This is a genomic window from Streptomyces endocoffeicus (assembly GCF_016741935.1).
Taxonomy (GTDB): domain Bacteria; phylum Actinomycetota; class Actinomycetes; order Streptomycetales; family Streptomycetaceae; genus Streptomyces; species Streptomyces endocoffeicus.
Window position 1 is genome coordinate 214,120 of sequence record NZ_JAERRG010000014.1, and the last position, 23,476, is coordinate 237,595.

Here is a 23,476-nt window from a genome sequence, read left to right on the forward strand (position 1 = left end):
CCGGCCGGGCGACGTGTCGGTATCCCGGGCGTGCTTGGTGATGGCGGTCCGGATCTCGAGGGGGGCGCACGGCTCGGCCGGGCGAGTCGAGTCACTTCGTCGGGCATTGTCGAGGGAATCCCGAGCGCTGTGCAGTACGTTGCGCTTCCAACTGATCACATACTGTGACCAGTTCGGAGCGGAGGAGTCCTTCATGCGCATTCGATCTGCTTGCGCCATGCTCGCCGTGGCGCTGAGTGCGACCGTGCTCGGGGTGGGCACCGCCGACGCGGTGGGGCCGTTGAGCGGCACCAAGGTCCGCGCCTGGCAGAGCGGTCACGTCCTCGGTGTCGCCGGCAACTCAACGGTCGGCGGTGCCACCGTCCAGTACCAGACCGACACCGACGACTTGGCCCAGAAGTGGGCCATCGACCCGGTCACCACCAACACCTTCATGCTGCGCAACCTGAACAGCGACATGTGCGTCACCGCTGTCGACGGCGGCGCCACGGAAGCCCTCCAGCAGCGTCCGTGCGATTCCCGGTGGCAGGAGCAGACCTTCACCATGGCGGACTCCAGCAAGCCCAATCGGTACCTGCTGCGCAACCTGGCCCACAACAAGTGCATGCAGCAATACAACGTCAGCGCGCCCACCTACGCCCTGGTGCTCGGCTGTAACAGCGCCAACAACTACCAGACCCACTCGTTCGACGTCCGTTGATCTCACTTCAGGGCGGGGTCACACAGCAATCCAGCACCAACTGACCGGGCCCGACCCGAAGAAGGGGGCGTCCGAAGCCACCTCTTATGGCTCCGGGCGCCCGTTTCGACCGTAGCGGCAGGGGTCAGCAGGCCACGGCGACGGCGAGCACCCCAAGATCGGGAAACGGCCCTCGGAATCTACCGACGGGTTGCGGCGGACGGCGGTGCTGACCGGATCGTTCCGTCACCGGCCCCGATCGTGTCTGGTCGGTGGCGTTCGTCCCTGGTCAGACTGGGGACCATGAAGCGAGCGCTGATCGTCATCGATGTCCAGGAATCCTTCCGCGCCCTCCCGTCCTGGGAGCGGATCGCCAACCCGAAGATCGCGGATCCGGTCAACCGGCTGGTCGGCCTCGCCCGTGCCGAGGGGGACCAGGTGATCTGGGTGCTGCACACCGAACCCGGCAGCGGGGGCGCGTTCGACCCGGAGCAGGGGCGGACCCGGCTGCTGGAGGAGCTTGAGCGGCCGGCTCCGGGTGAGCCGGTCCTCCACAAGACCGCCCACAACGCCTTCACCACCACCCGGCTCCAGCGGCTGCTGACCGAGGCGGGCGTGCGCGAGCTGGTGGTCTGCGGGATCCGCACCGAGCAGTGCGTGGAGACCACCGCCCGGGTCGGCAGCGATCTGGGGTACGGGGTCGTGTTCGTCACCGACGCCACCACGACCCATCCGATCGGCGCGTTGAGCGCCGAGTCGATCGTGGAGCGTACGGAGGCGGTGCTGCGCGACCGGTTCGCCCGGATCGCCACGGTGGCCGAGCTGGAGGCGGAGTCGGGAGCCTTCACGGCATGAGCCGGGTGGTGTTCGTGCTGGTGCCCGGGGTCCATCTGCTCGACCTGGCCGGACCGGCCCAGGTCTTCGGCACCGCGGCGGATCTCGGGCTGTCCTACGAGCTCGGCTATGTGGCCGAGCGGGAGCTGGTCCCCACCGCTCAGGGCCTGACGCTCAACGCGCGGACCGAGTGGCCCGCGACGGGCCCGGACGACCTGGTCGTGGTGCCGGGCTGGCGGATCTCACCACCGCACGACGGCCGGGTTCCCGGGCCGGAGTCGCTGGAGCGGCTGTGCGCCCACCACACGGCCGGGGGCACCGTGGCCAGCGTATGCGCCGGGGCGCTGGCGCTGGGACGGGCGGGACTGCTGGACGGCCGCCGGTGCACCACCCACCATGAGCTGCAGGACGAGCTGGCGGCCCGGCACCCCCGGGCGACGGTGGTCCGGGATGTGCTGTTCACGACCGATGACCGGGTCGTGACCTCGGCGGGCATCGCCAGCGGTATCGATCTGACGCTGCATCTGCTGGCCGTGCGGCACGGACCGGCGCTCGCCGCCCAGGTGGCCCGGAACATGGTCGTCTACGCCCGCCGCAACGGCGATGAACCGCAGACCAGCGCCATGCTGCGGCACCGCTCCCATCTGGACGACGTGGTCCACCGGGTCCAGGACGTCATCGACACGCGGTTCACCGAACCGCTGTCGCTGGCGCGTCTGGCCGTCGGGGCCGGGGTCAGCGAACGCACCCTCACCCGGCTGTTCACCCGCGCCACCGGCGGGCTCACCCCGCTGCGCTATCAGCAGACGCTGCGGCTGGAGCGCGCGGAGCATCTGATCGGCCAGGGCTCTACGGTGGCGGCCGCGGCGCGGGACGTGGGGTTCGACGACGCGCGGATGCTGCGCCGCCTCCGGGCGCGGGCGCTCTGACCTCGTCAATGCGAGCTCGTCAGTCCGAGCCGTCGAGGTCGTCAGTCCGAGCCGTCGAGGTCGTGGCCCGCGTCGGCGCCGAGGACGCCGTCCAGCTCGGAGATCTCCCCGACCAGCCGGAGGACGTCCCCGGTGCCCTCGAGGGCGAGCATCACCTCGGCGACGCCCGTATCGGCGGGCCGGGCCTCCTCCTCGGCCCGGACGATCCGGGCGGTGCGGTCCCGGCCCTTCCACGGCGCCCGGTCCACCCGGACCCGGCCCACCTTGTACCCGGCGGCCGTGCACAGCTCCAGCACGCGCGGCAGCAGTCCGGCGCCCACCCGGTACGAGAGGCTCAACTCCACCCGTTCGGCCGACCAGACGGTCGGCAGCCGGCGGGTGACCAGCGGATAGCCCCGGATCACCAGGAAGTGCACCGCGGTGGCGGCGGTGGCCAGCAGGGCCAGACCACCGCCGCAGGCCATGCCCACCGCACAGGTCAGCCAGACGGTCGCGGCGGTGGTCAGTCCGCGGACGGCGTCCCGCCGGACGAAGATCAGGCCGCCGCCGATGAAGCCGATGCCGGAGACGACCTGCGCCGCCACCCGCGAGGGGTCGAGGCCGACGTGGTCGCGGAACAGCACATCGCTGAAGCCGTACTGGGAGACCTGCATGAACAGCGCGCTGCCCACACCCACCAGGGTGTGGGTGCGCAGCCCGGCGCTCTTCTGCTGCACCGCCCTCTCGAGTCCGATCAGGGTGGACAGCACCAGCGCGACGCCGAGCTCGGCGAACTGCCGCACTCCCTGGTCGGCGCCGAACTCCCACATCGGAGCGGCGATCAGTCGCACATCCGTCCCTTCTGTCCGGCCTGCTGTGGATGGATCCGCTCCATCCGGTCCGCCCGCCCCTCGCGGTCCCTTCTCCCGACCGCCGTCCCCCATGAGTACCCGCTGAGTACGCCCTGAGTACGCGCTGAGTACCGCCTTTCGCACGGGGTGTGCGCCGGTGACTCACACACCATCCCCACACACGCTCCCGCACCACCTGGGCATGCGCTTGACTCGGAGCGTCACCACTGCATGGACGTTACATCCGGAAGGGGATCAACCCGTGACCACCGAGCCCGAGCAAACCGCGTTAGCCGTGGAGCTCGCGGAACTGCGCCGGACCGTCGAAGTGGGCTTCACCCGCGTCGACGGCCGGCTCGCCCTGCTCGACCACCGCGGAGAGCAGGCTGAGGAGGACGTGAACCAACTGGGCGGGCGGATGCGGATACTGGAGCACGGACGCTGGCCGCTGCCCTCCATCGCCGCCCTGACCGGGCTGTCCGCCCTGGCCGTCGCGGTATGGCAGGCGGCGGGGCACTAGCCCGGACGGCCGGCGGCCCGGCCTAGCCGAGCCTGATGTGGTGGAGCAGCAGCAGCGCGGCCGCCATGTTGGCCGCGGGCACCTCGCCCCGCGCCACCAGGTCGGGCACGAGCTTCAGCGGCACCCACTCGCGGCGGTCCGACTCGAAGTCGTCCTCCGGGTGCCCGACGTACGACGCCTCCTCGGCCCAGTAGATGTGGTGCCGTGCGTCGGTGAGCCCGTTGGACGGCTCGACGGAGAGCAGATGGCGCAGCGGGCCGGGCCGCCAGCCGGTCTCCTCCTCCATCTCCCGGGCCGCCGCGTCGGCGATGTCCTCACCGTCCTCGACGACGCCCGCGGCCAGCTCCCAGCCCCAGGCGTCGGTGATGAACCGGTGCCGCCACAGCAGCAGCACCTCGTTGGCCGCGTTCACCACGGTGGCCACGGCCACCGGGCGCAGCCGGATCAGATAGTGATCGAGTTGACGTCCGTCCGGGAGCCGGACATCGGCGAGGTTGACCCGGAACCATCGGTTCTCGTACACGGTCCGCTCCCTGAGGTTCTTCCAGCGCACTGTCAGCCACCTTTCGTCGCACGGGAGGCCATCCTGGGCCACCCGCTGACGAGAGTGCGGACCCGCGAGCGGAACCGCGGTCACAGAGGAACGCGCAGTGCCCCGTCGATGAGTTCGGCGGCCTCGGCCGTCGCGGCGCTTCCGCTGGCCGCGAGGTGTTCCCGTACCGCCCGCAGTCGGTCGCGTAACCGCTGGGACTCCATGCCCCGTGCCCGCTCGGTCATCTCCACCGCGGTGGCGCCCGCCCGGTCCGCCTCGCCCTGGCGCAGCTCGATATGGGTGAGCATGGCGAGCCGGTGCACCCGGCCCCGGTCGTGGGCGGGGGTGCCGACCGCGGCGGTGGCGTGCTCGCGGGCGCCACCGAGGTCGCCGAGGCTCAGCAGCGCCTCGGCCACCTGGACGTTCACCAGACCTGGCTGGACATAGCCGGTCTCGTCGGGCTCCTGGCCCGGTCTGATCCGGTCGGCGGCGGTCTCGGCGCGCCGGATGCAGGACAGCGCCCCGGCGCCGTCGCCGAGCCGGGCGTACGCCTTGGCCTGCATGGCGTAGAGGTCGGCGGCGAGCGCGGGGGTGATCTGGGAACCCGCGGCGCGCAGCGCCGACTCGGCGAAGGCGACCGCCTGCCGGTACTCCTTCATGAAGAGGGACTGGTTGACCAGCAGCGCTATCACATACGCGCCCAGGCCCCGGTCACCGCTGGCCTTGGCGAGCCGCAGCGCCTGGTGGAAGTAGCGCTGGGCCAGGCCGTGCGCGTTGGAGTCGTACGCGCAGATCCCGGCGATGGCCACCAGGCCGCCGGTCGTCCGGTGCAGCTGGCGGCCGGTGTCGTCGGCGTACGCCCCGCGCAGCAGCGGCGCGGCCTCGGAGTTGAGGAACCCCACCACCCGGGTCCGGGTCGCGACACCGCCGGCCTTGCGGTACATCTGCTCGTAGTGGGCGCGGGCGGCGCGCAGCGTCTCGATGTCGGTCATGCTGACGCGGGTCAGCCCGCGCCGGGAGACATCGGAGTCCTCGGGAGGGTTCTCCCACTCCCACACCGGGATGACGGCGGGGGTGCCGGTGACCGCCGGGGCCTCGACGACATGCGGGCGCTGCTGTTCGTCCGAGCGCCACAGCGCGGTGGCGCGCTCGACGAACCCGGAGAGCGAGGTGGCGGGGGTGCGCACGCTGCCGGGGGTGCCGAGACCGATGTCATCCAGGGTGAGGGCGCGGTGCAGCCGCTCGCCCAGCACCTCGCAGATGAGGTCGGGCACCTGGCCGCGCGGCCGCTGGCCCTTCAGCCACCGGGCCACCGCGGTGTGTTCGTACCGCAGCTTCATCCCCCGGGCCCGGCCCGCCTCGTTGACATGCGCGGCCAGCCCCGCGTGGGAGACCCCGGCCTCGTCGAGCACGGAGTCGAGCAGTGTGTTGGGCTCCATCTCGCCCTCCCGAAGCGCTCGGTGGCGCCAGCGTAATGGAGGGCGATTCGCACGGGGTGTGAATCGGGTGGCCGTATCAGGCAGTTCTAGGCCCGGTGGGCATCGGCGGCGGGGCGGCTGAGGGCCGTGGGGGGCGAGAGCGGGCAGTGGTCGTAGCGCAGGGCGAGCAGCGCGACGTCGTCGGCGAGCCGCCCGCCGGTGTGGCGCAGCAGCGCCGAGCGCACCCCCGCCACGACCGCCGCCGGAACGAGCGGTCCGGCGCCCGCGGCCTCGGACAGGGCGCGGCGCAGCGGGAAGAACGTGCCGTGGGCGTCGCGGGCGTCCTCGGCGCCATCGGTGTGCAGCACCAGGGTGTCGCCGGCGCCCAGGGAGCCCCAGTGGGCGGTGGGGAGTTCGGCGGGGAGCGGGAAGAGGCCGAGCGGCGGCAGCACCTCACCGGGCGCGGTCTGCCGGGCCAGGGCCGGGCCGACGGGCTGTTCGCGGAGGCGGTACGGCCAAGGGTGGCCGCAGTTGAGCGTGGTGACCTCGCCGTCCCGCCCCACCTCCAGCAGCAGGACGGTCACGAACTCCTCGTCCACATGGCTGTCCAGCGGGCACTCCCCGTCGGCGCGGGCCCGCAGATGGCGCTCCAGGGTGCGGTCGAGCCGCCGCAGCACCTCGCTGAGCCGGGGTTCCTCATGGGCGGCCTCGCGGAAGCCGCCGAGGACGGCGGCCACGGTGCCGATCGCGGCGAGGCCGTGCCCGCGGACATCGCCGATGATGACGCGGACGCCGTACGGGGTGGCCAGCGCCTCGTAGAGATCGCCGCCGACGACGGCGCCCCGGCTGGCCGACAGATGGCCGCCCGCCAGCTCGATGCCCTCCAGCCGGGCCGGGAGCGGCCGCAGCACCACGTCCTGCGCCGCGGCGGCCACCGCCCGTAGCTCCTCCAGCTCGCGGACCAGCCGCATCTTGCGGCCCGCCGTGAGATAGCCGCCGAGGGCCACACCGACGATGGCGCAGCAGGTGATCAGCGGGGCGTGGGGATCCGTCACCTCGCCCTCGGGCTCCGGCGCGGTCGCGGGGGCGAAGGCGAACAGCAGACCGGCGCCGCCGAGCAGCAGCACGCATCCGCGGCGGCCGCCACTCGCGCAGGCGATGGCGGGTGCCGCGGCGATGAGGGGGACGACCTCGGTGTGGTGCGGGGTCAGCAGCTCCCAGCAGATGACGCCGAGCACCCACAGACAGGCGACGGCGCGGGCGGCCGCCCGCAGACTCCGTGCCCTCCGTACGAACGCGCCGCCGACTGCCGATGTCCCGATCATGTGTCGCCCCCAACGCCGGCCAATGAGGCGGTCGGCCGGGCCTCCGGACGGTCGGTCCCGTATGGGCCGTACGACCGGCACGATTCTTGCGACAGCTTCTGCCAATTGGACCGGCCGCCTCCGCATCTCACCTGATCGGGTGACCGCGGCCTGGGCGCCCATCCGAACACCCCGGCGTGCCGCGGACGGATGTCGGCTGTTTGCCGTTGACCGGGTGGGGCGGCGGGCTCGGCGACTCGTGCCGCCTACGGCGGGCTGCTCCCCTCCCCGCCCCTTCCCGACACCTGACGATATGCGGCTCCGCCGCGTGCGGGGCTCCGCCCCCAGACCCCGAACCGGAGCTCCGCCCCTTCCCGCGGCATCGATATGCGGCTCCGCCGCACCGCAGAGGCTCCGCCACACGGCAGAGGCTCCGCCCCTGGACCCCGGGGTCCAGGGGCGGAGCCCCTGGTATCGGGAAGGGGCGGGGAGGGGAAAGCATCGCTACCCGGCTCCGCCGCGTGGTCCGCCGGACACCCCGTAAGCCGCCACCGCGGCGGCCCGCGCAAGCCGAGCAGGCGAGCGCGCGGGAAGGCCCGGAGCACTCCGAAGCGCTGCGCGCCCGCGGTCCCGGGACACCCGCGGCGCGGCGTGCGGCCGCCGTCCCGGGACACCCGCGGCGCCGCGTGGCGCGTGCGTTCGCCGTCGCGGGGGCCGGGGTACGGCGATGGGGCGCTCCCGGGTCGGGGGCGCCCCATCTGTTGGTGCGGCGGTCGGCGGGAGCCGGGTGCCGGGTGCCGTCAGGCTCCGCGCAGGGTGGCGCCCGTACGGTCGGCGGCCGCCGACACCGCGGCGTCCCGGGACGCGGCGATCTCCTCGGCGGTCAGCGTGCGGTCCGGGGCGCGGAAGCGCAGCGCGTAGGCCAGCGACTTCCTGCCCTCGCCGAGCTGCTCACCGGTGAAGACGTCGAACAGGCGGAGGGATTCGAGCAGTTCCCCCGCGCCCTCGCGCAGCGCCGTCTCGACCTCGGCCGCGGGCACGGACGCGTCCACGACCAGCGCGACGTCCTGGGTGGCCACCGGGAAGGTGGAGACGTGGGGCGCCTCCACCCGGCCGGCCCCGGCCTGCTCCAGGCGGTCGAGCTCGATCTCCATCGCGCAGGTGCGCTCGGGCAGCCCCAGGGCCTTGGTGACCCGCGGATGCAGCTCACCGGCGTTGCCGACGAGGATCTCCTCGCCGTCGACGACGGCCAGCAGCGCGGCGCAGCGGCCCGGGTGCCACGGATCCTGCTGGTCCTGGCGGACGGTCAGCTCGGCGCCCGCCTCGCGGGCCACGATCCGGCCCGCCTCGACGGCGTCGGCCCAGCTCACCGGGGTGCCCTCGCCCCACCAGCCGGCCTGCTCACGGTCGCCCGCGAGGACGACGGCGGCGCGGCGCGGCTGGTGCGGCAGCGCCGCGTCGAGCCCGGCGATCTGCTCGTCGGTGGGACGGCGGTCGACGGGCAGGACGGCCGCGGGCGGCTCGTCACCGGTGGCGCGGAAGACCAGACCCGTCTCGAAGAGCGCGAGGTCGTGCTCGCCGCGTCCGGCGTTGCGGCGCAGCGCGCCGAGCAGCCCGGGCAGCAGTGTCGTACGGAGCGCGGGCTCGGTGTCCGACAGCGGGTTGACCAGCCGGACCACATCGCGCCGCGGGTCGTCGGCGGCCAGCCCGAACTGGTCGAGGACCTCCTCGCCGAGGAACGGGTAGTTCAGCGCCTCGACGTAGCCGGCCCCGGCCAGCGCCCGGCCGACCCGGCGGTGCAGCCGCTGACGCTCGGTCAGCCCGCGCCCGGCGGGGGGCCGGGGCAGGGTCGAGGGGAGGTTCTCGTACCCCTCGAGCCGGATGACCTCCTCGGCCAGGTCGTTGGGGTCGGTGAGGTCCGGCCGCCAGCTGGGCACGGTGACGGTGAGATCGTCGGCGCCGTAGACATCACAGCCGATCTGCTGCAGCCGGCGCACCACGGTCTCGCGGCCGTAGGACACCCCCGCGACCTTGTCCGGGTGGTCGGCGGGCAGCGTGATGGTGTGCGGGGCGCTGGGCGCGATGATCTCGGTGACGCCCACCTCGGCGGTGCCGCCCGCGAGCAGCACCAGCAGATCGACGGTGCGCTGCGCCGCCGCCGAGGTGGCCTCGGGGTCGACACCGCGCTCGAACCGGCGGGACGCCTCGGAGGACAGCTTGTGGCGGCGGGCGGTGCGGGCGACCGAGACGGGGGCGAAGTGGGCGGCCTCGATGACGACCTCGGTGGTGCCCGCCACCTGGCCGGACTCGGGGTCGGCGGCGGTGTCCGCGATCTCGGTGTTGGCGCCGCCCATGACACCGGCGAGGCCGATGGGGCCGCTCTCGTCGGTGATGACGAGGTCCTCGGCGTCCAGGACGCGCTGGGTGCCGTCGAGGGTGGTGAGCTTCTCGCCGGGCTCCGCGCGGCGCACCCCGATCGCCCCGGTGATCCGGGAGCGGTCGTAGGCGTGCAGCGGCTGGCCCAGTTCGAGCATCACGTAGTTGGTGACGTCGACGGCGAGCGAGACCGGGCGCATCCCGGCCTTCTGGAGCCGGCGCTGGAGCCAGATCGGGGAGTGCGCCTCGGGGTCGAGCCCGGTGACGGTGCGGGCCGTGAAGCGGTCGCAGCCGATCGGGTCGGCGACCTTGACCGGGTAGCCGTGGCTGTTGGGCGCGGGCACGTCGAGGAGGGCCGGGTCGCTCAGCGGCAGCTCGTAGGCGGTCGCGGTCTCGCGGGCGACACCGCGCATCGACAGGCAGTAGCCCCGGTCGGGGGTGACGGCGATGTCGAGGACGTCGTCGACCAGCTGGAGCAGCTCGATGGCGTCGGTGCCGACCTCGTGCTCGGGCGGGAGCACGATGATGCCGTCGTGCTCGTCGGACATGCCCAGCTCGCTGGCGGAGCAGATCATGCCGTGCGAGACCTTGCCGTAGGTCTTGCGCGCGGAGATCGCGAAGCCGCCGGGCAGCTCGGCGCCGGGCAGCACGACCACGACCTTGTCACCGACCGCGAAGTTCCGGGCGCCGCAGACGATCTCCTGCGGCTCACCGGTGCCGTTGGCCTGGCCGACGTCCACGGTGCAGAAGCGGATCGGCTTCTTGAAGCCCTCCAGCTCCTCGATGGTCAGCACGTGCCCGACGACCAGGGGGCCCTTGAGCCCCGCGCCGAGCTGCTCGACCGTCTCGACCTCGAGCCCGGCGGCGACGAGTTTGGCCTGTACGTCACGGCCGGTCTCACCGGCGGGCAGGTCGACGTACTCCCGCAGCCAAGAAAGCGGGACCCGCATCAGATCTCCATCCCGAAGGGCCGGGTGAAGCGCACATCACCCTCGACCATGTCTCGCATGTCTTCCACGTTGTGCCGGAACATCAGCATCCGCTCGATGCCGAAGCCGAAGGCGAAGCCGCTGTACCTGTCCGGGTCGAGACCGCAGGCGATGAGCACCCGCGGGTTGACCATTCCGCAGCCGCCCAGCTCGATCCAGCCCTCGCTGGAGCAGGTGCGGCAGGGCCGGTCCGGGTTGCCCACGGACTCGCCGCGGCACACGTAGCACAGCATGTCCATCTCGGCGGACGGCTCGGTGAACGGGAAGAAGTTCGGCCGCAGCCGGGTGGACATGCCCTCGCCGAACAGCGCCCGCACCATGTGGTCGAGCGTGCCCTTGAGGTCGGCCATGGTCAGGCCCTCGTCGATGGCGAGCAGCTCGACCTGGTTGAAGACGGGGGTGTGCGTGGCGTCCAGCTCATCGGTGCGGTAGGTGCGGCCCGGGCAGATCACATAGATGGGCGGCTCGCGGTCGATCATCGACCGGATCTGCACCGGCGAGGTGTGGGTGCGCAGCACCACACCGGAGCCCTCGCCGTCCTTATCGCCCTTCGCGCCGCGCACGAAGAAGGTGTCCTGCATCTCGCGGGCGGGGTGGTCGGGCGGGAAGTTGAGCGCGTCGAAGTTGAACCACTCGGCCTCCACCTCGGGGCCCTCGGCGACCTCGTAGCCCATGGCCACGAAGACGTCCTCGATGCGCTCGGAGAACGTGGTGATCGGATGGCGGGCGCCGGCCGGGGTGCGGTCGTACGGCAGGGTGACGTCCACCGCCTCCTCGACCAGCACCCGGGCGTCACGCTCCGCCTCCAGCTCCTCCTGCCGGGTCTTCAGCGCCTGGTTGACCTGGCCGCGGGCCTGGCCGACGCGCTTGCCCGCGTCCGCCTTGGCGTGCGGCGGCAGGGCGCCGATCTCGCGGTTGGCGAGCGCCAGCGGCGAGCGGTCACCGGTGTGGGCGACCTTCACCTCGCGCAGCGCCTCGAGATCCCCGGCGGCGGCGATGGCGGCGAGCGCCTCGTCCCGCCTGCGGGCGATCTCTTCCGGTTTCAGTGCCTCGACCTCGACAGGGTCGTACGACTTATTCGGTGCCGACATCTCTTCCCGTGCTTCCGATTGTCCCCCAGCTACCGCTGGGAGGTGCCCCCTGGCTTCGCGACCCGGGCTCGACTGGCTGCGACCGCTGCGCCCCGAGGGGGACGCCAAAGGTGCCAAAGCCCGAGTCTAAGGGGCGCGAGAGGGGTGCTGTTCCTGGGGACGCCGCGCGACGGCCGCCGCCGCGCCCGGGGTCCGCCCCGTGCTGCCGGTGCTGGAGAAGCCCGCGGGTGGCTCAGGCCAGATAGGCCGGGGTGCCCACGGGCAGGGTAAATCGGAACTCCGCGCCGCCGCCGCGGGCCCGGTCGACGGTGATCGCGCCGCCGTGGGCCTCGACGATGCCCTTGACGATGTAGAGCCCCAGGCCGGTGCCGCCGCGCTTGCTGCCCCGCCAGAAGCGGGTGAAGACACGGCTCATCGACTCCTCCGGGATACCGGGGCCCTCGTCGCTCACGGTGACGGCGGTCCTTTCGACAGTGGGGCCATCAGTGGGGCCTTCCGCGACCGGCTTGGCCGGTGCGGGCGCGATATCAATGGTGACCGTTCCCTCGCCGTGGCGCACCGCGTTTTCCAGCAGGTTGCCCAGCACCTGATCGATCTTGTCCGGATCGGCCCACAGCCTGGGCAGCGGCCCCCTGACCCTGATCAGGAACCGCTCGGCGGTATGGCCCGCCGCGGTGAGCGCCTGCACATGGCGGCGGACGGCGGCGGCGAGGTCCACCGGCTGACGGCGCACCTCCAGCCGGCCGGAGTCGATCCGGGAGATGTCCAGCAGCTCGGCGATCAGCCGGGTGACCCGGTTGGCGTCGGCGTCGACGGTCTCCAGCATCAGCCGCTTCTGGTCGTCGGTGAACCGCTCCCACTTGGCCAGCAGCGTCGCCGTGAACCCCTTCACGGACGTCAGCGGCGAGCGCAGCTCATGGGCGACGGTCGCGATCAGCTCGGCATGGCTGCGCTCGGTGCGGCGGCGGGCCTCGGTGCCGCGCAGACAGACCACCACCCGGCGCACCGGCCCGGTCGGCCGCTCGCGCACATAGCGGGCCGAGACCAGCACCTCGCGGCCGCCCGGCAGCAGCAGGTTCCGCTCGGGCTGACCGGCCCGGATGGCCAGCCCTCCATAGGGATCGGTCAGCGCCCACCAGCGCCGGCCGTCCAGGTCCTCTAACGGCAGGGCCACCTCGAGCCGGCGGCCGATCGCGTCCGCGGGGTCGGTGGCGGTGATCCGGGCCGCCGCCGCGTTGAAGCACGTGACCAGGCCGGTCTCATCGGCCACGACCAGGCCGTCGGGCAGCTCGTCGGGGTGCGGTCCGAGCGCGTCCGGCACACCGCCGGGTACGCCGGGGTCCTCCCCCGTGTCCTCCCCGGCGGACGGGCGGCCGTGCCCGCCGGGCGCATGGGCTTCGGCCGCCCTGGCGCCGGAGGTCCTGACGTCCATCCCCACACCCCCTCTCGGGTCCCCTCCCAGAGGGGGCAACCCTACTAGGTCGATGTGACGGAGCGGCACCCTGCGGGAGCGCGCTGCGCACGAGCGGAGGCATAGAGGCACACGGCGGCGGCCGTGGCGAGGTTGAGGCTCTCGGCCCTACCGTGAATCGGAACGCGCACCACCTCGTCCGCGAGTGCGCGGGTAGCCTCCGGCAGGCCCCATGCCTCATTGCCGAAGATCCAGGCGGTGGGGGCGCCCAGCAGCCCGTCGTCCAGCTCCGAGTCCAGGTCCCGCTCCCCCGCCCCGTCCGCGGCCAGCACCCGCGCCCCGGCCTCCCGCAGCCCGCTCACCGCGCGCTCGACGGGCACGCCGACGGCGACGGGGAGATGGAAGAGGGACCCGACGGAGGCGCGTACGGCCTTGGGGTTGTACGGGTCCACCGAGGCGTCCGTCAGCACGACCGCGTCCGCCCCGGCGGCGTCGGCGCACCGCAGCACGGTGCCGGCGTTGCCGGGGTCGCGGACGTTCGCGAGTACGGCGACGAGCTTCGGCCGGGTGGCCAGGATCTCCTCGAACGGCGAGTCCAGGAAGCGGCACAGCCCGACGATGCCCTGCGGGGTGACCGTGTCGGACATCTCCGCGACGACGTCATCGGTCGCGGAGAACACGGGGATGTCCGCGGCGCGGGCGGCGTCGAGGATCTCCTGGTGCCGCTCGGCGGCCTCGGGGGTGGCGTACACCTCCACGAGATGCGCGATGGCCTCCCGTACCGCCTGCGGCCCCTCGACGATGAACCGCCGCTCCTTGCCGCGGAAGCTGCGCTTGGCCAGCCGCCGGGCGGCGGTGACGCGTGGCGATCGCAGGGACGTCAATTCGGGGGTCGCCATGGGGTGGGTGCGCTTTCTCGTGTTGTGTGGTGTGTTGGTTGCGCGGGCTGGTCGTCCCCCGATCGCGGCTGGGGGCGGCGGCTGCCGACTGCGGGCACCGCCCCGCGGGGCGGATTCCCCCACCCCGCCCCTCCCCGAAACCGGAGCCAAGCCCCGGACCCCGGAGAGGTCGGCGGCACGCCCCGGGCCCGGGGCCAAGGCCCCGGACCCCGGAGGGGCAGCGGCGCGCCCGCTCGCGACGCGCCCGCTCGCAGCGCGCCCGCTCGCGACGCCGGGAAGGCCCCGCCCCCGGGACGCGACGGCGGCGTACCCAGCCGCGGGCATCGTCTCGCGGGGCGGATTCCCCCACCCCGCCCCTTCCCGAAACCGGGGGCAAGCCCCCGGACCCCCGGAGGGGCCGGCAGCGCGCCGGGGCAAACCCCGGGCCCCGGAGGGGCAGCGGGGATGTCCAGCCACGGCCACCGATCCCGCGGAGCGGAACGGAACGGAACGCACCCCGTTGTGGGCAATCGTCCCGCGGGGCGGGACGGGTGGGCACAACCCGACCACCGGGCCGCACCCGGAAACGACACCCCAGGGGGCACAACCCGACCACCGAGCCGCACCCGGAAGCGAGACCCCAAGGGGCACAACCCGACCACCGGGCCGCACCCGGAAACGAGCCCCAGGGGGCACAACCCGACCACCGGGCCGCACCCGGAAACGAGCCCCAGGGGGCACCGATATGCGCGGACCCGCAGGTGATGCCTTCACCTGCGGGTCCACTCGGCAAAGCTCAGCGCAGCGTTTACGCGGCCTTCGGCGCGTTCACATCGCTCGGCAGCGCCTTCTGCGCAGCCTCCACCAGCGCCGCGAACGCGTTCGCGTCGTTGACCGCGAGGTCCGCCAGAATCTTGCGGTCGACCTCGATGTTCGCGGCCTTCAGACCCTGGATGAAGCGGTTGTACGTCATGCCATTGGCGCGGGCAGCGGCGTTGATGCGCTGGATCCACAGCTGGCGGAAGTCGCCCTTGCGCTTCTTGCGGTCGTTGTAGTTGTAGACCAGAGAGTGGGTGACCTGCTCCTTGGCCTTGCGGTACAGGCGGGAGCGCTGGCCCCGGTAGCCGCTGGCCTGCTCGAGGATCGCCCGGCGCTTCTTGTGGGCGTTGACTGCCCGCTTGACGCGTGCCACTTGTTTGACTCCTTGTACGGGGCCGCGGGTGACTCACGCGGCCCGGAAACGAATAGGTCCCGGTGGGTCCCGGTCTGGCGCTCGCCTCACCCCGCTGGAGCGGGGCGGGGGCGTCACTTGCCGAGAAGCTTCTTGATCTTCTTGGCGTCGGCAGGGGCCATCTCGACCTTTCCGGCCAGGCGGCGCGTCAGCGTGGACGGCTTGTGCTCGAGAAGGTGGCGGCGACCGGCGCGCTGGCGCACCACCTTGCCGGAGCCGGTGAGCTTGAAGCGCTTGCTGGCACCGCTGTGCGTCTTGTTCTTCGGCATGTCGCCGTTCTCTCCTCGTCGGCGCGCTTCCGCCCCATCCGGGCGCGGCACGATAGGGCCACGGACCGGTGTACACGGAAGCGTCTGTTATGTCGGTCTGTGTCGGGACCAGGGTCACCAGGGTCCCGGGGGTCGAGGCTGACGCCTCGAACATCAGGCCTCGGCGGGCTCCTCGGCCGGCTGCTCCACGGACGCGTCCGGAGACTGGTCCAGGTGGGGAACACCCTGGCGCTCCGCCTTGCGGGCTGCCTGCGCCTCACGGGCTTCGGCCATCGCCTCGGTCTTCTTCTTGTGCGGACCGAGAACCATGATCATGTTTCGGCCGTCCTGCTTGGGGTTGGACTCCACGAAGCCCAGATCCTGGACGTCCTCAGCGAGCCGCTGCAGCAGGCGGTAGCCCAGCTCGGGCCGGGACTGCTCACGGCCACGGAACATGATCGTGATCTTGACCTTGTCGCCCTGCTTGAGGAACCGGACGACGTGACCCTTCTTGGTGTCGTAGTCGTGCGGATCGATCTTCGGCCGGAGCTTCATCTCCTTGATGACCGTGTGCGCCTGGTTCTTGCGCGCCTCACGGGCCTTCATGGCCGACTCGTATTTGAACTTTCCGTAGTCCATGAGCTTGCAGACCGGCGGACGGGCGGTCGCCGCCACCTCGACCAGGTCGAGGTCGTACTCCTGCGCAAGCTCCAGGGCCTTGGCAAGCGGCACAATGCCGACCTGCTCGCCACTGGGACCGACGAGTCGCACCTCGGGGACGCGAATCCGGTCGTTGATGCGGGGCTCGGCGCTGATGGATCCTCCTCGGTTGCACCACGCGACCGCCTGGCGGACTGCCGCGTAACGTCTCTTAGGTTGAGACCACCGCGTCGTGACGCACAAAACGCCCCGACGGGTACACAGGCGGGGCTCCTCATTGACCGGGAGCACCGCCGCGAATTCACCGCGGGGCGCAGCCTGACCGATGACCTGCCGACCCGTGGGGTCGGGAGGTGGGAGCTGGGGAGCCTCCACTTGCGGGCCGGACACACAGGTGACCGGCCGGTCGTTTATCTACGATACCAGCACCCGCGCGGGATGCTCACCCGCCGTGTCCCCGGCACCCGCCGTTCCCGCCGCCCCTCGTTCTCTCACTTCTCCCGTCCCTCGCGTTCCTGTGAACTCACCCGCCCCGTGCGTACGGCGCCGGGCGGACGCCTAGGCTGGGGAACACCGTCCATCAGGAAGTGAGCCCCGACCACCATGAGTGACGCCAACGCAGGGCAGCCGCAGGCCCCCGACTTCGACCGGATGACCCGGGACATCGCGGATGTGCCCGCCGTCGAGGTGATCACCACGGTCGCGGTGCACCTGATGAGCGCCGCCGCGGTCAATCTGGGCCTGGCCGAGGAGGGCCCCCAGCACAAGGACCTGGACGAGGCCCGGAAGCTGATCAACGCCCTGGCGGGGCTGGTCACGGCCAGCGCCACGGAGATCAGCTCCTTCCACGCCGCTCCGCTGCGGGACGGCCTGAAGTCCCTCCAGCTCGCCTTCCGCGAGGCGTCGGTGGTGCCGGACGAGCCGGGGCAGGGGCCCGGCGAGAAGTTCACCGGCCCGATCTTCGGCTGACCGTCTGCTCCCTTCCCGTACGGCTCCCCTACGGCCGGGCCCCCGGCATCGACTCGGGCCGCCTCCGGGCCCCTTGTCGGTCAGGTTGTCGCTCAGGCCGCCTCCGGGCCCTTGGTCTCCGGGCCCTTGGTCTCCGGGCCGCCCGCCTCGGGGCGGTGGCCGCCGCGCATGCGTCCCCACGGCCCGGTCGCCGGGGGCGGATGCGCCTCCTCCCGCTCGGCCCGGCCCGCCGGATGGAGATGGGTGAACCGGTGCACCGCCGCGGCGAGCACCCCGCCGACCAGCGGCGCCACGATGAACAGCCACAGCTGGCCCAGCGCGTCGCCGCCCGCGAAGATCGCGGGGCCGAAGCTGCGCGCCGGATTGACCGAGGCCCAGGTCAGCGGGATGCCGATCAGATTGGCCGCGGCGAGGGCGAGGCCCACCGGGATCGGTTCGGCGCCGACCATCGGCACCGCGTGAGTCACCGTGAGGAAGACGAAGACCAGCAGGAAGGTCAGCAGCACCTCGGCGAGGAAGGCCCCGCCCGCGCCCATGCCCACCGGTGAGCGGCCGCCGTAGCCGTTGCTGCCGAAGGCGCCGGCCGTCTGGAGCCGGGGCACCTGGTTGGCGAGCAGGAAGAGGATCGCCGCGCCCACGATCGCGCCGACGAACTGCGCGACCCAGTACTGGACGGCCGTACGGATGTCGATGCGCCTGGCCAGCAGCACACCGAGGGTCACCGCCGGGTTGATGTGGCAGCCCGAGATGCGTCCGAACGCAAAGGCGATCGCGATCAGCGTGAAGCCGAAGGCGAGCGAGATCCCGAGGGCGTTGATGTAGTCGCCCGCCAGGACCAGCGAGCCGACTCCGAAGAGGACCAGCATCGCGGTCCCGATGAACTCCGCTACGACCGTTCTCGTCTCCATGGCGCTCTCCTCACGCAGATTCCGACCGCCAGTCGCCTAAGCATTGTGGGCGGTATCGGGAGGATTCGCCTGTTGGTCCGATGGGGGAGGGCCGGGCCCGGCCCTCAGCGGCTGAAGAGCGGCTCGCCGGGGACCCGCGCGTCCGGCGGCAGCAGCGCCAGGGTCAGCCCGCGCACCAGCCGCGCCCGCAGCACCTCGTCGGCGGCCAGGGCGCCCGCCACCCGGTGCGCCGTCTCGCGCGCGGGCGCCTCCGGCGCCAAGGCGAGCGCGAGCATCCCGTCGGCGTCCGCCGCCGGGGCCAGATGGGCCCGGAGCACCTCCGGCTCGGCGGCCAGCGCGGTGCGCACCGCCTCGGTCACGGCCGGGTCGGCGAGCGGATCGGCGCTGGTCCGCCCCTCGGCGAGGGCCAGCAGGGCGGGGCCGGTCAGCTGGTACGGCACCGGACCCGCGAGGTCCAGGACCAGGGTGTCCGCGTTCTCATGGGCGGTGGCCTCCAGCGCCTGGCGCAGCGGTACGGCCACGGGCCGGGCGTCCGGGCGCCAGCGGGCCAGCGTCTCGAGCGAGGTGAACGCGGGCAGCGCGCGCCGGCCGTCGGGGGCCTGCAGCGTGGGCACCGCCATGTCACTGCTCTTGTCGCGGCGCAGCCCGCCCGCCCGTCGCCCACCACCACCCTCAACGGACGCTTCGCGCAGCTTGGATTCCCCTTCTTCCACCTCACCGAGGATCGCCACCACGGGGACGAGCAGGCGGGCTTCGGTGAGCGCGGCGAGCACCTCCGGTTCGGCCGAGCGGTCATCGGCCCAGGCGGCGAGTGCCGCGGTCAGCCGGGGGTCGGCGGAGCCGTCGTCGCCGGAGAAGCCGGGGTCGGGAATGTTCTTGAGCGCCACGCCATGAGGGTATCGACAGCGGGGAGACCGAGATCCCCCGCACCCCCACCCGGGGCGGGGGCGGCAGTGAAGGAGACGGCGTGGAACGCGTGAACGACGGCGGCCCGGCCCCGTCCGCCCTGTCCGGTGCGAGCGGGGGCAGTGGGCTGAGCGGCGCGCTCGCCGACGCGCTCGCACCCGTGGCCGCGGGCTCCGCCGCGGACTTCTCGGTCGCCGTCCTGGAGCCCGGGTCCGGCGCGACCGGGGCCCATGGCGACGGCTCGTACGCCACGGCGAGCGTCATCAAGGTCGGCATCCTCGCGGCGCTGCTGCTCGGGGCGCAGGACGAGGAGCGGCGGCTGACCGCTCAGGAGCGCTCGTACGCCACCGTGATGATCGAGCGGAGCGACAACGACGCGGCGACGGCGCTGTGGGGGACGATCGGCGGGGGATGCGGCCTCGAGGCCGCGCTGGGACGGCTCGGGCTGACCGATACCCACGCCGACGACCGCGGACGCTGGGGTCTGACGCACACCACCGCGTCCGACCAGTTGGCCCTGCTGAGCGCGGTCTTCCTGGACGGCTCCCCGCTGAGCGCGCGCTCGCAGGCGTATCTGCGGACGCTGATGGGCCGCGTCATCGCCGGTCAGGCCTGGGGGGTCGCGTCCGCCGCGGACGGCACCGGCGCCGGGACCCGGCTCAAGAACGGCTGGATGCCCCGCGACGCCACCGGCCTGTGGGTCGTCAACAGCATCGGCGAGGTGACGGCGAACGGTCGGCCGTATCTGATCGCGGTGCTGTCCGCGGGCAGTGCCGACCAGGAGGGCGGGGTGGCGCTGGTGGAACAGGTGGCCCGGACGGCCGTGGCGACGACCGCCGCATACGCAGCGCGGTAGGCGGCCCGCTCCGGAACGGCCCCCAGCCGACGACCGCCGCCGGGCCTCAGCCCGTACGGACCCCCAAGAGCAGCGCGCGCACCGGGCCCCGAGCCGACGACGCAGGCGCCGGGCGCGGCTCAGGGCCGACGGAACCCCGTCAGCGGCATACCCGGCAGCGGGCCTCGGCCGGTCATCGCGGCGGCCGGGCGCCGCTCAGCGCGTACGCGTCCCCGGCAGCAGCCCCCGCAGTCGCGGGGGCACCCGCAGCGGGCCCGAGCCGCGCCACAGGGATATCGCGGCGACGACCAGGGCCGTGCCGGCGAGGCCGGCGAGGAGGGCCATCCGGTTGGGGCCGGAGTCGTCGTGGGCGCCCTGGGTGTGGCCGGGGCCGTTGCCGAAGTAGCGGTTCGGGGAGGCGGCCGCTTCGGGTCGCTGGGCCTCGGGCTTCATCTTGTCGCCCGCGGTGATCGCCGCCGCCGGGTTCACCAGGCCCGCGCCGAGGTCGTCGCTGTGGCCGCCCTCGGGGGCGTCCTGGGCGGTCCGGGTGAGGAGCCCGCGGATCTGGCGCGGGCTCAGGTCGGGGTGGGCGGCGCGGACGAGGGCGACGGAGCCGGAGACGAAGGCGGCGGCCGCGCTGGTGCCCCAGCCCTCGTAGTAGCGCTTGTCGGGGTCGGCGATGACCACGTCGACGCCGGGTGCGCAGACGGTGGCGTACCAGCGGCGGGTGGAGAAGGCGGCGCGGGAGCCGTAGCGGTCCACGGCGGTCACGGCGATGACCCCGGGGTAGGCGGCCGGATAGGAGACCCGGTCGCCCTTCTCACCGCCGTTGCCCGCGGAGGCGACCACGACCGCGCCCTTGCGCAGCGCGTACTGCACGGCGGCGTCCTCGGCGGCCTCGGGGTGGGCGGAGGAGCTGTCGTCGCCGAGCGAGAGGTTGATGACGTCGGCGCCGTGGTCGGCCGCCCAGCGGATCCCGGCGGCGAGCGCGCCGCCCCGGGTCGAGCGGGCCTTCTTACGGTCGGGATCGGAGTCCTCGAGGATCACCCGCACCGGCAGGATCCGCGCCTTCGGGGCGACGCCCAGCACGCCCTCGCCGCCGGACGCGCCGTGGCCGTGCCCGGCGATGATCCCGGCCATGGCGGTGCCGTGGCGGGCCCAGGCGCGTTCGCCGCGCCGGGCGCCGAAGCCGATGAGGTCCTTCCCCGGCTCCACCTGGCCTTCGAGGTCGGGGTGGCCGTCGTCGACGCCGGTGTCGAGGACGGCGACGGTGATCCCGGAGCCCTTGGTGGTCTGCCATGCCTCGCGGACGTGGAGGGTGTCCAGCGCCCACTCCTGGGCCTGTATGCCGTCGGCGTATCCGGGCGCGGCGGGCACCAGGGTCAGCCCGGCGGCGGCGAGGGCCACGGCGAGGCGCCGCCCGATCCGGGTCATGACGTGGTCTCCGTGAACGTGGCCAGGGCCCGGCGGAATCCGGCCTCGATGGCGTCGGCGATGCCCCGGGCGTCGTTGCCGAGGCCGGACTGCGCGGGGGCCGAGGTGGCGCCGCGCTGGGTGGCCTCGCCCGCCGACTGCGGGTCGGTGACCTCACGGCCGTCGGCGAAGCCGGTGACGGTGTAGACGACGGCGGGGGCGTCGGTGAGGATCCGGATCCGCCAGCTGGCGCGCTGGTCGTCGCCGAAACCGGCCGCGGCGGTCCCCTTGGCGGCGTATGCGCGGGGCATGAGATCGGTGCGCTCGTCCAGCTTCTCGGCGACGAAGCGCTGCCGCAGCGCCCGCATTCCGGTGGGTCCTGAGGTGGTGATCAGCACTCCGACGGTGGTGACGCTGGTGCTGGTGGTGTCGGTGTACGTGGCGCGCACCAGCCGTTTGCAGCCCACCGGGGCCAGCGCCTTGGCGAGCAGCGGATCGAATCCACCGCCGCAGCTGCTGTCGGGGGCGACGGCTATCCGGGTCCAGACGCGGTCGGCGCCGCCGGGGCCCTCGCCCTTGCCGCGCAGGGTGCGCGGGAAGAGGTCGTCCACGGGGATGCTGTGCCAGGCGGAGCGGGCGTGAGCGTAGGTGTCGGCGGTGGACGGCGCGGCGCCGGGGTCGTCGCCCAGCCAGCTTCCGGCCGCCGCCCCGCCGAGCAGCCCGAGCCCGAGGACGAGACTCGCGGCGGCGGCCGCCGTACGGCTGGGGGGACGGCGCCGGCCGAACGGCCCGCCGACCGCGAAGAGCCCGCCGGTGCGCGGAGGCACGGACGGGCGCGGCGGTGTCGGGGGCTGCGGGGGCACCCGGGTGCCGGGCGCCTCGGCGGTGCCTCTGGGGAACGGGGCCTTCGCCCGTACGCCGAGGACGGGCGTCTCCGGATCCGGGGTGAACCCGGGCGCGTTGGTGGGGCGCGGAGGGGGCGCGGAAGGCCGCTCGGGCGCCGTGCGCGGGGGTTGTGCGGGGCGTGGTGGGGGCGTGCCGTGGGGTGAGTGCGCCTGTTCCGCGTCGGTGCTCACCTGCGCCCCCTCGCACCCGTCGAGACCTGCTTCACCTGGCTCCGTCCGGTTCGCCGCGCCACCGCACCGCCTTTCGGGCAGGCGGGCCCGTATACGGACAACACGCCGCTGACCTGCCGGTCGTGGCGTGCGCGACACTCTACGGCCAGCCGGGGGCCCTGCGCACCGGCCGCCCTCTACCCAGTGGTAATAGCGGTCTGGCAAGCTGCGTCCATGTCCGCTGCCGCCGCTGAACGGGCCCGGTACGACCGGGCCACCGCCCATCTCGAAGCCCCCGTGGCGATTGTCGACGTGGAAGCCTTCGACGACAACGCACGGGATCTGGTCCGCAGGGCGGGAGGCAAACCGATCCGCGTGGCCAGCAAATCGGTGCGCTGCCGCGCGCTGCTGGAGCGGGCGCTCGCATTCGAGGGCTTCGCGGGGATCATGAGCTTCACGCTCCCGGAGTCGCTGTGGCTGGCCCGCGAGGGGTTCGACGATGTGCTGCTCGCCTACCCCTCCGCCGACCGGGACGGCTTCGCCACCCTGACCGGCGACCCCAAGCTGGCCGAGGCCGTGACCGTCATGGTGGACGACCTCGCCCAGCTCGATCTGATCGACAGCGTTCGCGCCGGGACCGAAGAGGTCCGGGTCTGCCTGGAATTGGACACCTCGCTGCGGATGCTCGGCGGGCGGGTGCGGGTCGGGACGCTGCGCTCACCGCTGCGCGAACCGGAGCAACTGGCCGCCCTGGCACGGGCGGTCGCCGACCGCCCCGGCTTCCGGCTGGTCGGGCTGATGGCGTACGAGGGGCATGTGGCGGGCGTGGGCGACGCGGTGCCCGGGAGCCCGCTGCGCTCGCGCGTCATCCGGCTGATGCAGTCCATGGCGCGCCGGGAGCTCGCGGCGCGCCGGGCCGCGGCCGTACGGGCGGTGCGGGCCGTGGCGGACCTGGAGTTCGTCAACGGCGGCGGTACGGGCAGTGTGCAGCACACCGCCGCGGAGGACGCGGTGACCGAGATCGCCGCCGGATCCGGGCTCTACCAGCCGCGCCTGTTCGACCACTACACCTCCTTCCGCGGCCGCCCGGCGGCCCTGTTCGCCCAGCCGGTGGTGCGCCGCCCCGGGGTGGGCGTGGTGACGGTGCTCGGCGGCGGCTATCCGGCGTCGGGCGCGGCGGGCCGGGACCGGCTGCCGGTGCCGTATCTGCCGGAGGGGCTGGTGTACGACTCGCTGGAGGGGCCGGGCGAGGTGCAGACCCCGCTGCTGGGCACGGCCGCCGACGATCTGCTGATCGGCGACAAGGTGTGGTTCCGGCACGCCAAGGCCGGTGAGCTGTGCGAGCGGTTCGACACGCTGCGGCTGATCGAGGGGGACCGGGTGGTGGCCGAGGTGCCGACGTACCGGGGCGAGGGCAGGACGTTCCTCTGACCGATACCTTTCGGGCAACGACCGGAATG

Annotated in this window: 22 protein-coding genes; 7 read left to right on the top strand and 15 right to left on the bottom strand. The window is 73.3% G+C overall.

Features of this window, described 5'->3' with window-relative positions; genetic code table 11:
- Window positions 1-193 precede the first annotated feature (193 nt).
- The 3 genes from JK364_RS31015 to JK364_RS31025 all read left to right on the top strand — a co-directional run bounded on the left by JK364_RS31015 (window position 194) and on the right by JK364_RS31025 (window position 2,442).
- On the top strand, window positions 194-700 hold the full coding sequence (locus JK364_RS31015; RefSeq protein WP_230992738.1) for an RICIN domain-containing protein: 507 nt from the start codon (window positions 194-196) through the stop codon (window positions 698-700).
- 282 nt (window positions 701-982) lie between these two features.
- Window positions 983-1,534: a cysteine hydrolase family protein gene (locus tag JK364_RS31020; protein WP_201854648.1), complete on the top strand. Its 552-nt coding sequence runs from the start codon at window positions 983-985 to the stop codon at window positions 1,532-1,534.
- Complete coding sequence (locus JK364_RS31025; RefSeq protein ID WP_201854649.1) at window positions 1,531-2,442, top strand: GlxA family transcriptional regulator; 912 nt, start codon at window positions 1,531-1,533, stop codon at window positions 2,440-2,442. Before JK364_RS31020 ends, JK364_RS31025 begins: the two co-directional genes overlap by 4 nt.
- A 41-nt stretch (window positions 2,443-2,483) precedes the next feature.
- Here the strand turns inward: JK364_RS31025 and JK364_RS31030 are convergent, their stop codons facing one another.
- Window positions 2,484-3,251 carry an MgtC/SapB family protein gene (locus JK364_RS31030; RefSeq protein WP_201854710.1) on the bottom strand — a complete coding sequence of 256 codons (768 nt, stop codon included), beginning with the start codon at window positions 3,249-3,251 and terminating at the stop codon, window positions 2,484-2,486.
- 283 nt (window positions 3,252-3,534) lie between these two features.
- On the opposite strand from JK364_RS31030, the gene JK364_RS31035 reads away from it, so the two are divergent.
- Window positions 3,535-3,792, top strand: a complete 258-nt coding sequence (locus tag JK364_RS31035; protein WP_201854650.1) for a hypothetical protein — start codon at window positions 3,535-3,537, stop codon at window positions 3,790-3,792.
- A 22-nt stretch (window positions 3,793-3,814) separates the two neighbouring features.
- Here JK364_RS31035 and JK364_RS31040 read toward each other — a convergent pair whose 3' ends face one another.
- The 10 genes from JK364_RS31040 to infC form a co-directional block, all read right to left on the bottom strand.
- Entirely contained in the window at window positions 3,815-4,345 is a 531-nt protein-coding gene (locus JK364_RS31040) for an NUDIX hydrolase (protein WP_037961561.1), read from the bottom strand.
- Window positions 4,346-4,425: 80 nt separating this feature from the next.
- The gene (locus JK364_RS31045) at window positions 4,426-5,763 is read right to left on the bottom strand and encodes an NsdA family TPR-like regulatory protein (protein ID WP_201854651.1); all 1,338 of its coding nucleotides are present in this window, start codon (window positions 5,761-5,763) and stop codon (window positions 4,426-4,428) included.
- Between the two features lie 86 nt (window positions 5,764-5,849).
- Entirely contained in the window at window positions 5,850-7,067 is a 1,218-nt protein-coding gene (locus JK364_RS31050) for a PP2C family protein-serine/threonine phosphatase (RefSeq protein ID WP_201854652.1), read from the bottom strand.
- 779 nt (window positions 7,068-7,846) lie between these two features.
- The gene (pheT, locus tag JK364_RS31055; RefSeq protein WP_201854653.1) at window positions 7,847-10,372 is read right to left on the bottom strand and encodes a phenylalanine--tRNA ligase subunit beta; all 2,526 of its coding nucleotides are present in this window, start codon (window positions 10,370-10,372) and stop codon (window positions 7,847-7,849) included.
- Window positions 10,372-11,502: a phenylalanine--tRNA ligase subunit alpha gene (gene pheS, locus JK364_RS31060; protein ID WP_201854654.1), complete on the bottom strand. Its 1,131-nt coding sequence runs from the start codon at window positions 11,500-11,502 to the stop codon at window positions 10,372-10,374. Before pheS ends, pheT begins: the two co-directional genes overlap by 1 nt.
- Before the next feature lie 232 nt (window positions 11,503-11,734).
- A complete protein-coding gene (locus tag JK364_RS31065; RefSeq protein WP_201854655.1) occupies window positions 11,735-12,934 on the bottom strand; it encodes a sensor histidine kinase in 1,200 nt (399 codons plus the stop codon).
- Between the two features lie 44 nt (window positions 12,935-12,978).
- A complete protein-coding gene (locus tag JK364_RS31070; protein WP_201854656.1) occupies window positions 12,979-13,812 on the bottom strand; it encodes a TrmH family RNA methyltransferase in 834 nt (277 codons plus the stop codon).
- Window positions 13,813-14,599: 787 nt separating this feature from the next.
- A complete protein-coding gene (gene rplT / locus JK364_RS31075; RefSeq protein WP_009713826.1) occupies window positions 14,600-14,983 on the bottom strand; it encodes a 50S ribosomal protein L20 in 384 nt (127 codons plus the stop codon).
- Window positions 14,984-15,096: 113 nt separating this feature from the next.
- Window positions 15,097-15,291: a 50S ribosomal protein L35 gene (gene rpmI / locus JK364_RS31080; RefSeq protein ID WP_020867203.1), complete on the bottom strand. Its 195-nt coding sequence runs from the start codon at window positions 15,289-15,291 to the stop codon at window positions 15,097-15,099.
- A 153-nt stretch (window positions 15,292-15,444) separates the two neighbouring features.
- Complete coding sequence (gene infC / locus JK364_RS31085) at window positions 15,445-16,086, bottom strand: translation initiation factor IF-3 (RefSeq protein WP_307841431.1); 642 nt, start codon at window positions 16,084-16,086, stop codon at window positions 15,445-15,447.
- Between the two features lie 447 nt (window positions 16,087-16,533).
- On the opposite strand from infC, the gene JK364_RS31090 reads away from it, so the two are divergent.
- Window positions 16,534-16,899 (top strand): DUF1844 domain-containing protein, encoded by a 366-nt coding sequence (locus JK364_RS31090; RefSeq protein WP_201854658.1) that lies wholly within the window; start codon window positions 16,534-16,536, stop codon window positions 16,897-16,899.
- Window positions 16,900-16,991: 92 nt separating this feature from the next.
- Here JK364_RS31090 and JK364_RS31095 read toward each other — a convergent pair whose 3' ends face one another.
- Both JK364_RS31095 and JK364_RS31100 read right to left on the bottom strand, forming a co-directional pair.
- A complete protein-coding gene (locus tag JK364_RS31095; protein WP_201854659.1) occupies window positions 16,992-17,807 on the bottom strand; it encodes an aquaporin in 816 nt (271 codons plus the stop codon).
- A 104-nt stretch (window positions 17,808-17,911) separates the two neighbouring features.
- Complete coding sequence (locus tag JK364_RS31100) at window positions 17,912-18,694, bottom strand: SseB family protein (RefSeq protein ID WP_201854660.1); 783 nt, start codon at window positions 18,692-18,694, stop codon at window positions 17,912-17,914.
- Window positions 18,695-18,774: 80 nt separating this feature from the next.
- Between JK364_RS31100 and JK364_RS31105 the strand changes: the two genes are divergently transcribed.
- Entirely contained in the window at window positions 18,775-19,569 is a 795-nt protein-coding gene (locus JK364_RS31105; RefSeq protein ID WP_307841429.1) for a serine hydrolase, read from the top strand.
- A gap of 195 nt (window positions 19,570-19,764) precedes the next feature.
- Here the strand turns inward: JK364_RS31105 and mycP are convergent, their stop codons facing one another.
- Complete coding sequence (mycP, locus tag JK364_RS31110; protein ID WP_201854661.1) at window positions 19,765-20,982, bottom strand: type VII secretion-associated serine protease mycosin; 1,218 nt, start codon at window positions 20,980-20,982, stop codon at window positions 19,765-19,767.
- The gene (locus JK364_RS31115; RefSeq protein ID WP_230992740.1) at window positions 20,979-22,037 is read right to left on the bottom strand and encodes a hypothetical protein; all 1,059 of its coding nucleotides are present in this window, start codon (window positions 22,035-22,037) and stop codon (window positions 20,979-20,981) included. Before JK364_RS31115 ends, mycP begins: the two co-directional genes overlap by 4 nt.
- 213 nt (window positions 22,038-22,250) lie before the next feature.
- Here JK364_RS31115 and JK364_RS31120 point away from each other — a divergent pair, with 213 nt between their 5' ends.
- Entirely contained in the window at window positions 22,251-23,447 is a 1,197-nt protein-coding gene (locus tag JK364_RS31120) for an amino acid deaminase/aldolase (protein WP_201854662.1), read from the top strand.
- The last annotated feature ends 29 nt before the right edge of the window (window positions 23,448-23,476 follow it).

What these genes read in the sequence shown, in the direction of transcription:
- JK364_RS31015 (WP_230992738.1), top strand. Translation starts at nt 194, where the DNA reads ATGCGCATTCGATCTGCTTGCGCCATGCTCGCCGTGGCGCTGAGTGCG.
- JK364_RS31020 (WP_201854648.1), top strand. Translation starts at nt 983, where the DNA reads ATGAAGCGAGCGCTGATCGTCATCGATGTCCAGGAATCCTTCCGCGCC.
- JK364_RS31025 (WP_201854649.1), top strand. Translation starts at nt 1,531, where the DNA reads ATGAGCCGGGTGGTGTTCGTGCTGGTGCCCGGGGTCCATCTGCTCGAC.
- JK364_RS31030 (WP_201854710.1), bottom strand. Translation starts at nt 3,251, where the DNA reads ATGTGGGAGTTCGGCGCCGACCAGGGAGTGCGGCAGTTCGCCGAGCTC.
- JK364_RS31045 (WP_201854651.1), bottom strand. Translation starts at nt 5,763, where the DNA reads ATGGAGCCCAACACACTGCTCGACTCCGTGCTCGACGAGGCCGGGGTC.
- JK364_RS31050 (WP_201854652.1), bottom strand. Translation starts at nt 7,067, where the DNA reads ATGATCGGGACATCGGCAGTCGGCGGCGCGTTCGTACGGAGGGCACGG.
- pheT (WP_201854653.1), bottom strand. Translation starts at nt 10,372, where the DNA reads ATGCGGGTCCCGCTTTCTTGGCTGCGGGAGTACGTCGACCTGCCCGCC.
- pheS (WP_201854654.1), bottom strand. Translation starts at nt 11,502, where the DNA reads ATGTCGGCACCGAATAAGTCGTACGACCCTGTCGAGGTCGAGGCACTG.
- JK364_RS31065 (WP_201854655.1), bottom strand. Translation starts at nt 12,934, where the DNA reads ATGGACGTCAGGACCTCCGGCGCCAGGGCGGCCGAAGCCCATGCGCCC.
- JK364_RS31070 (WP_201854656.1), bottom strand. Translation starts at nt 13,812, where the DNA reads ATGGCGACCCCCGAATTGACGTCCCTGCGATCGCCACGCGTCACCGCC.
- rpmI (WP_020867203.1), bottom strand. Translation starts at nt 15,291, where the DNA reads ATGCCGAAGAACAAGACGCACAGCGGTGCCAGCAAGCGCTTCAAGCTC.
- JK364_RS31090 (WP_201854658.1), top strand. Translation starts at nt 16,534, where the DNA reads ATGAGTGACGCCAACGCAGGGCAGCCGCAGGCCCCCGACTTCGACCGG.
- JK364_RS31095 (WP_201854659.1), bottom strand. Translation starts at nt 17,807, where the DNA reads ATGGAGACGAGAACGGTCGTAGCGGAGTTCATCGGGACCGCGATGCTG.
- mycP (WP_201854661.1), bottom strand. Translation starts at nt 20,982, where the DNA reads ATGACCCGGATCGGGCGGCGCCTCGCCGTGGCCCTCGCCGCCGCCGGG.
- JK364_RS31120 (WP_201854662.1), top strand. Translation starts at nt 22,251, where the DNA reads ATGTCCGCTGCCGCCGCTGAACGGGCCCGGTACGACCGGGCCACCGCC.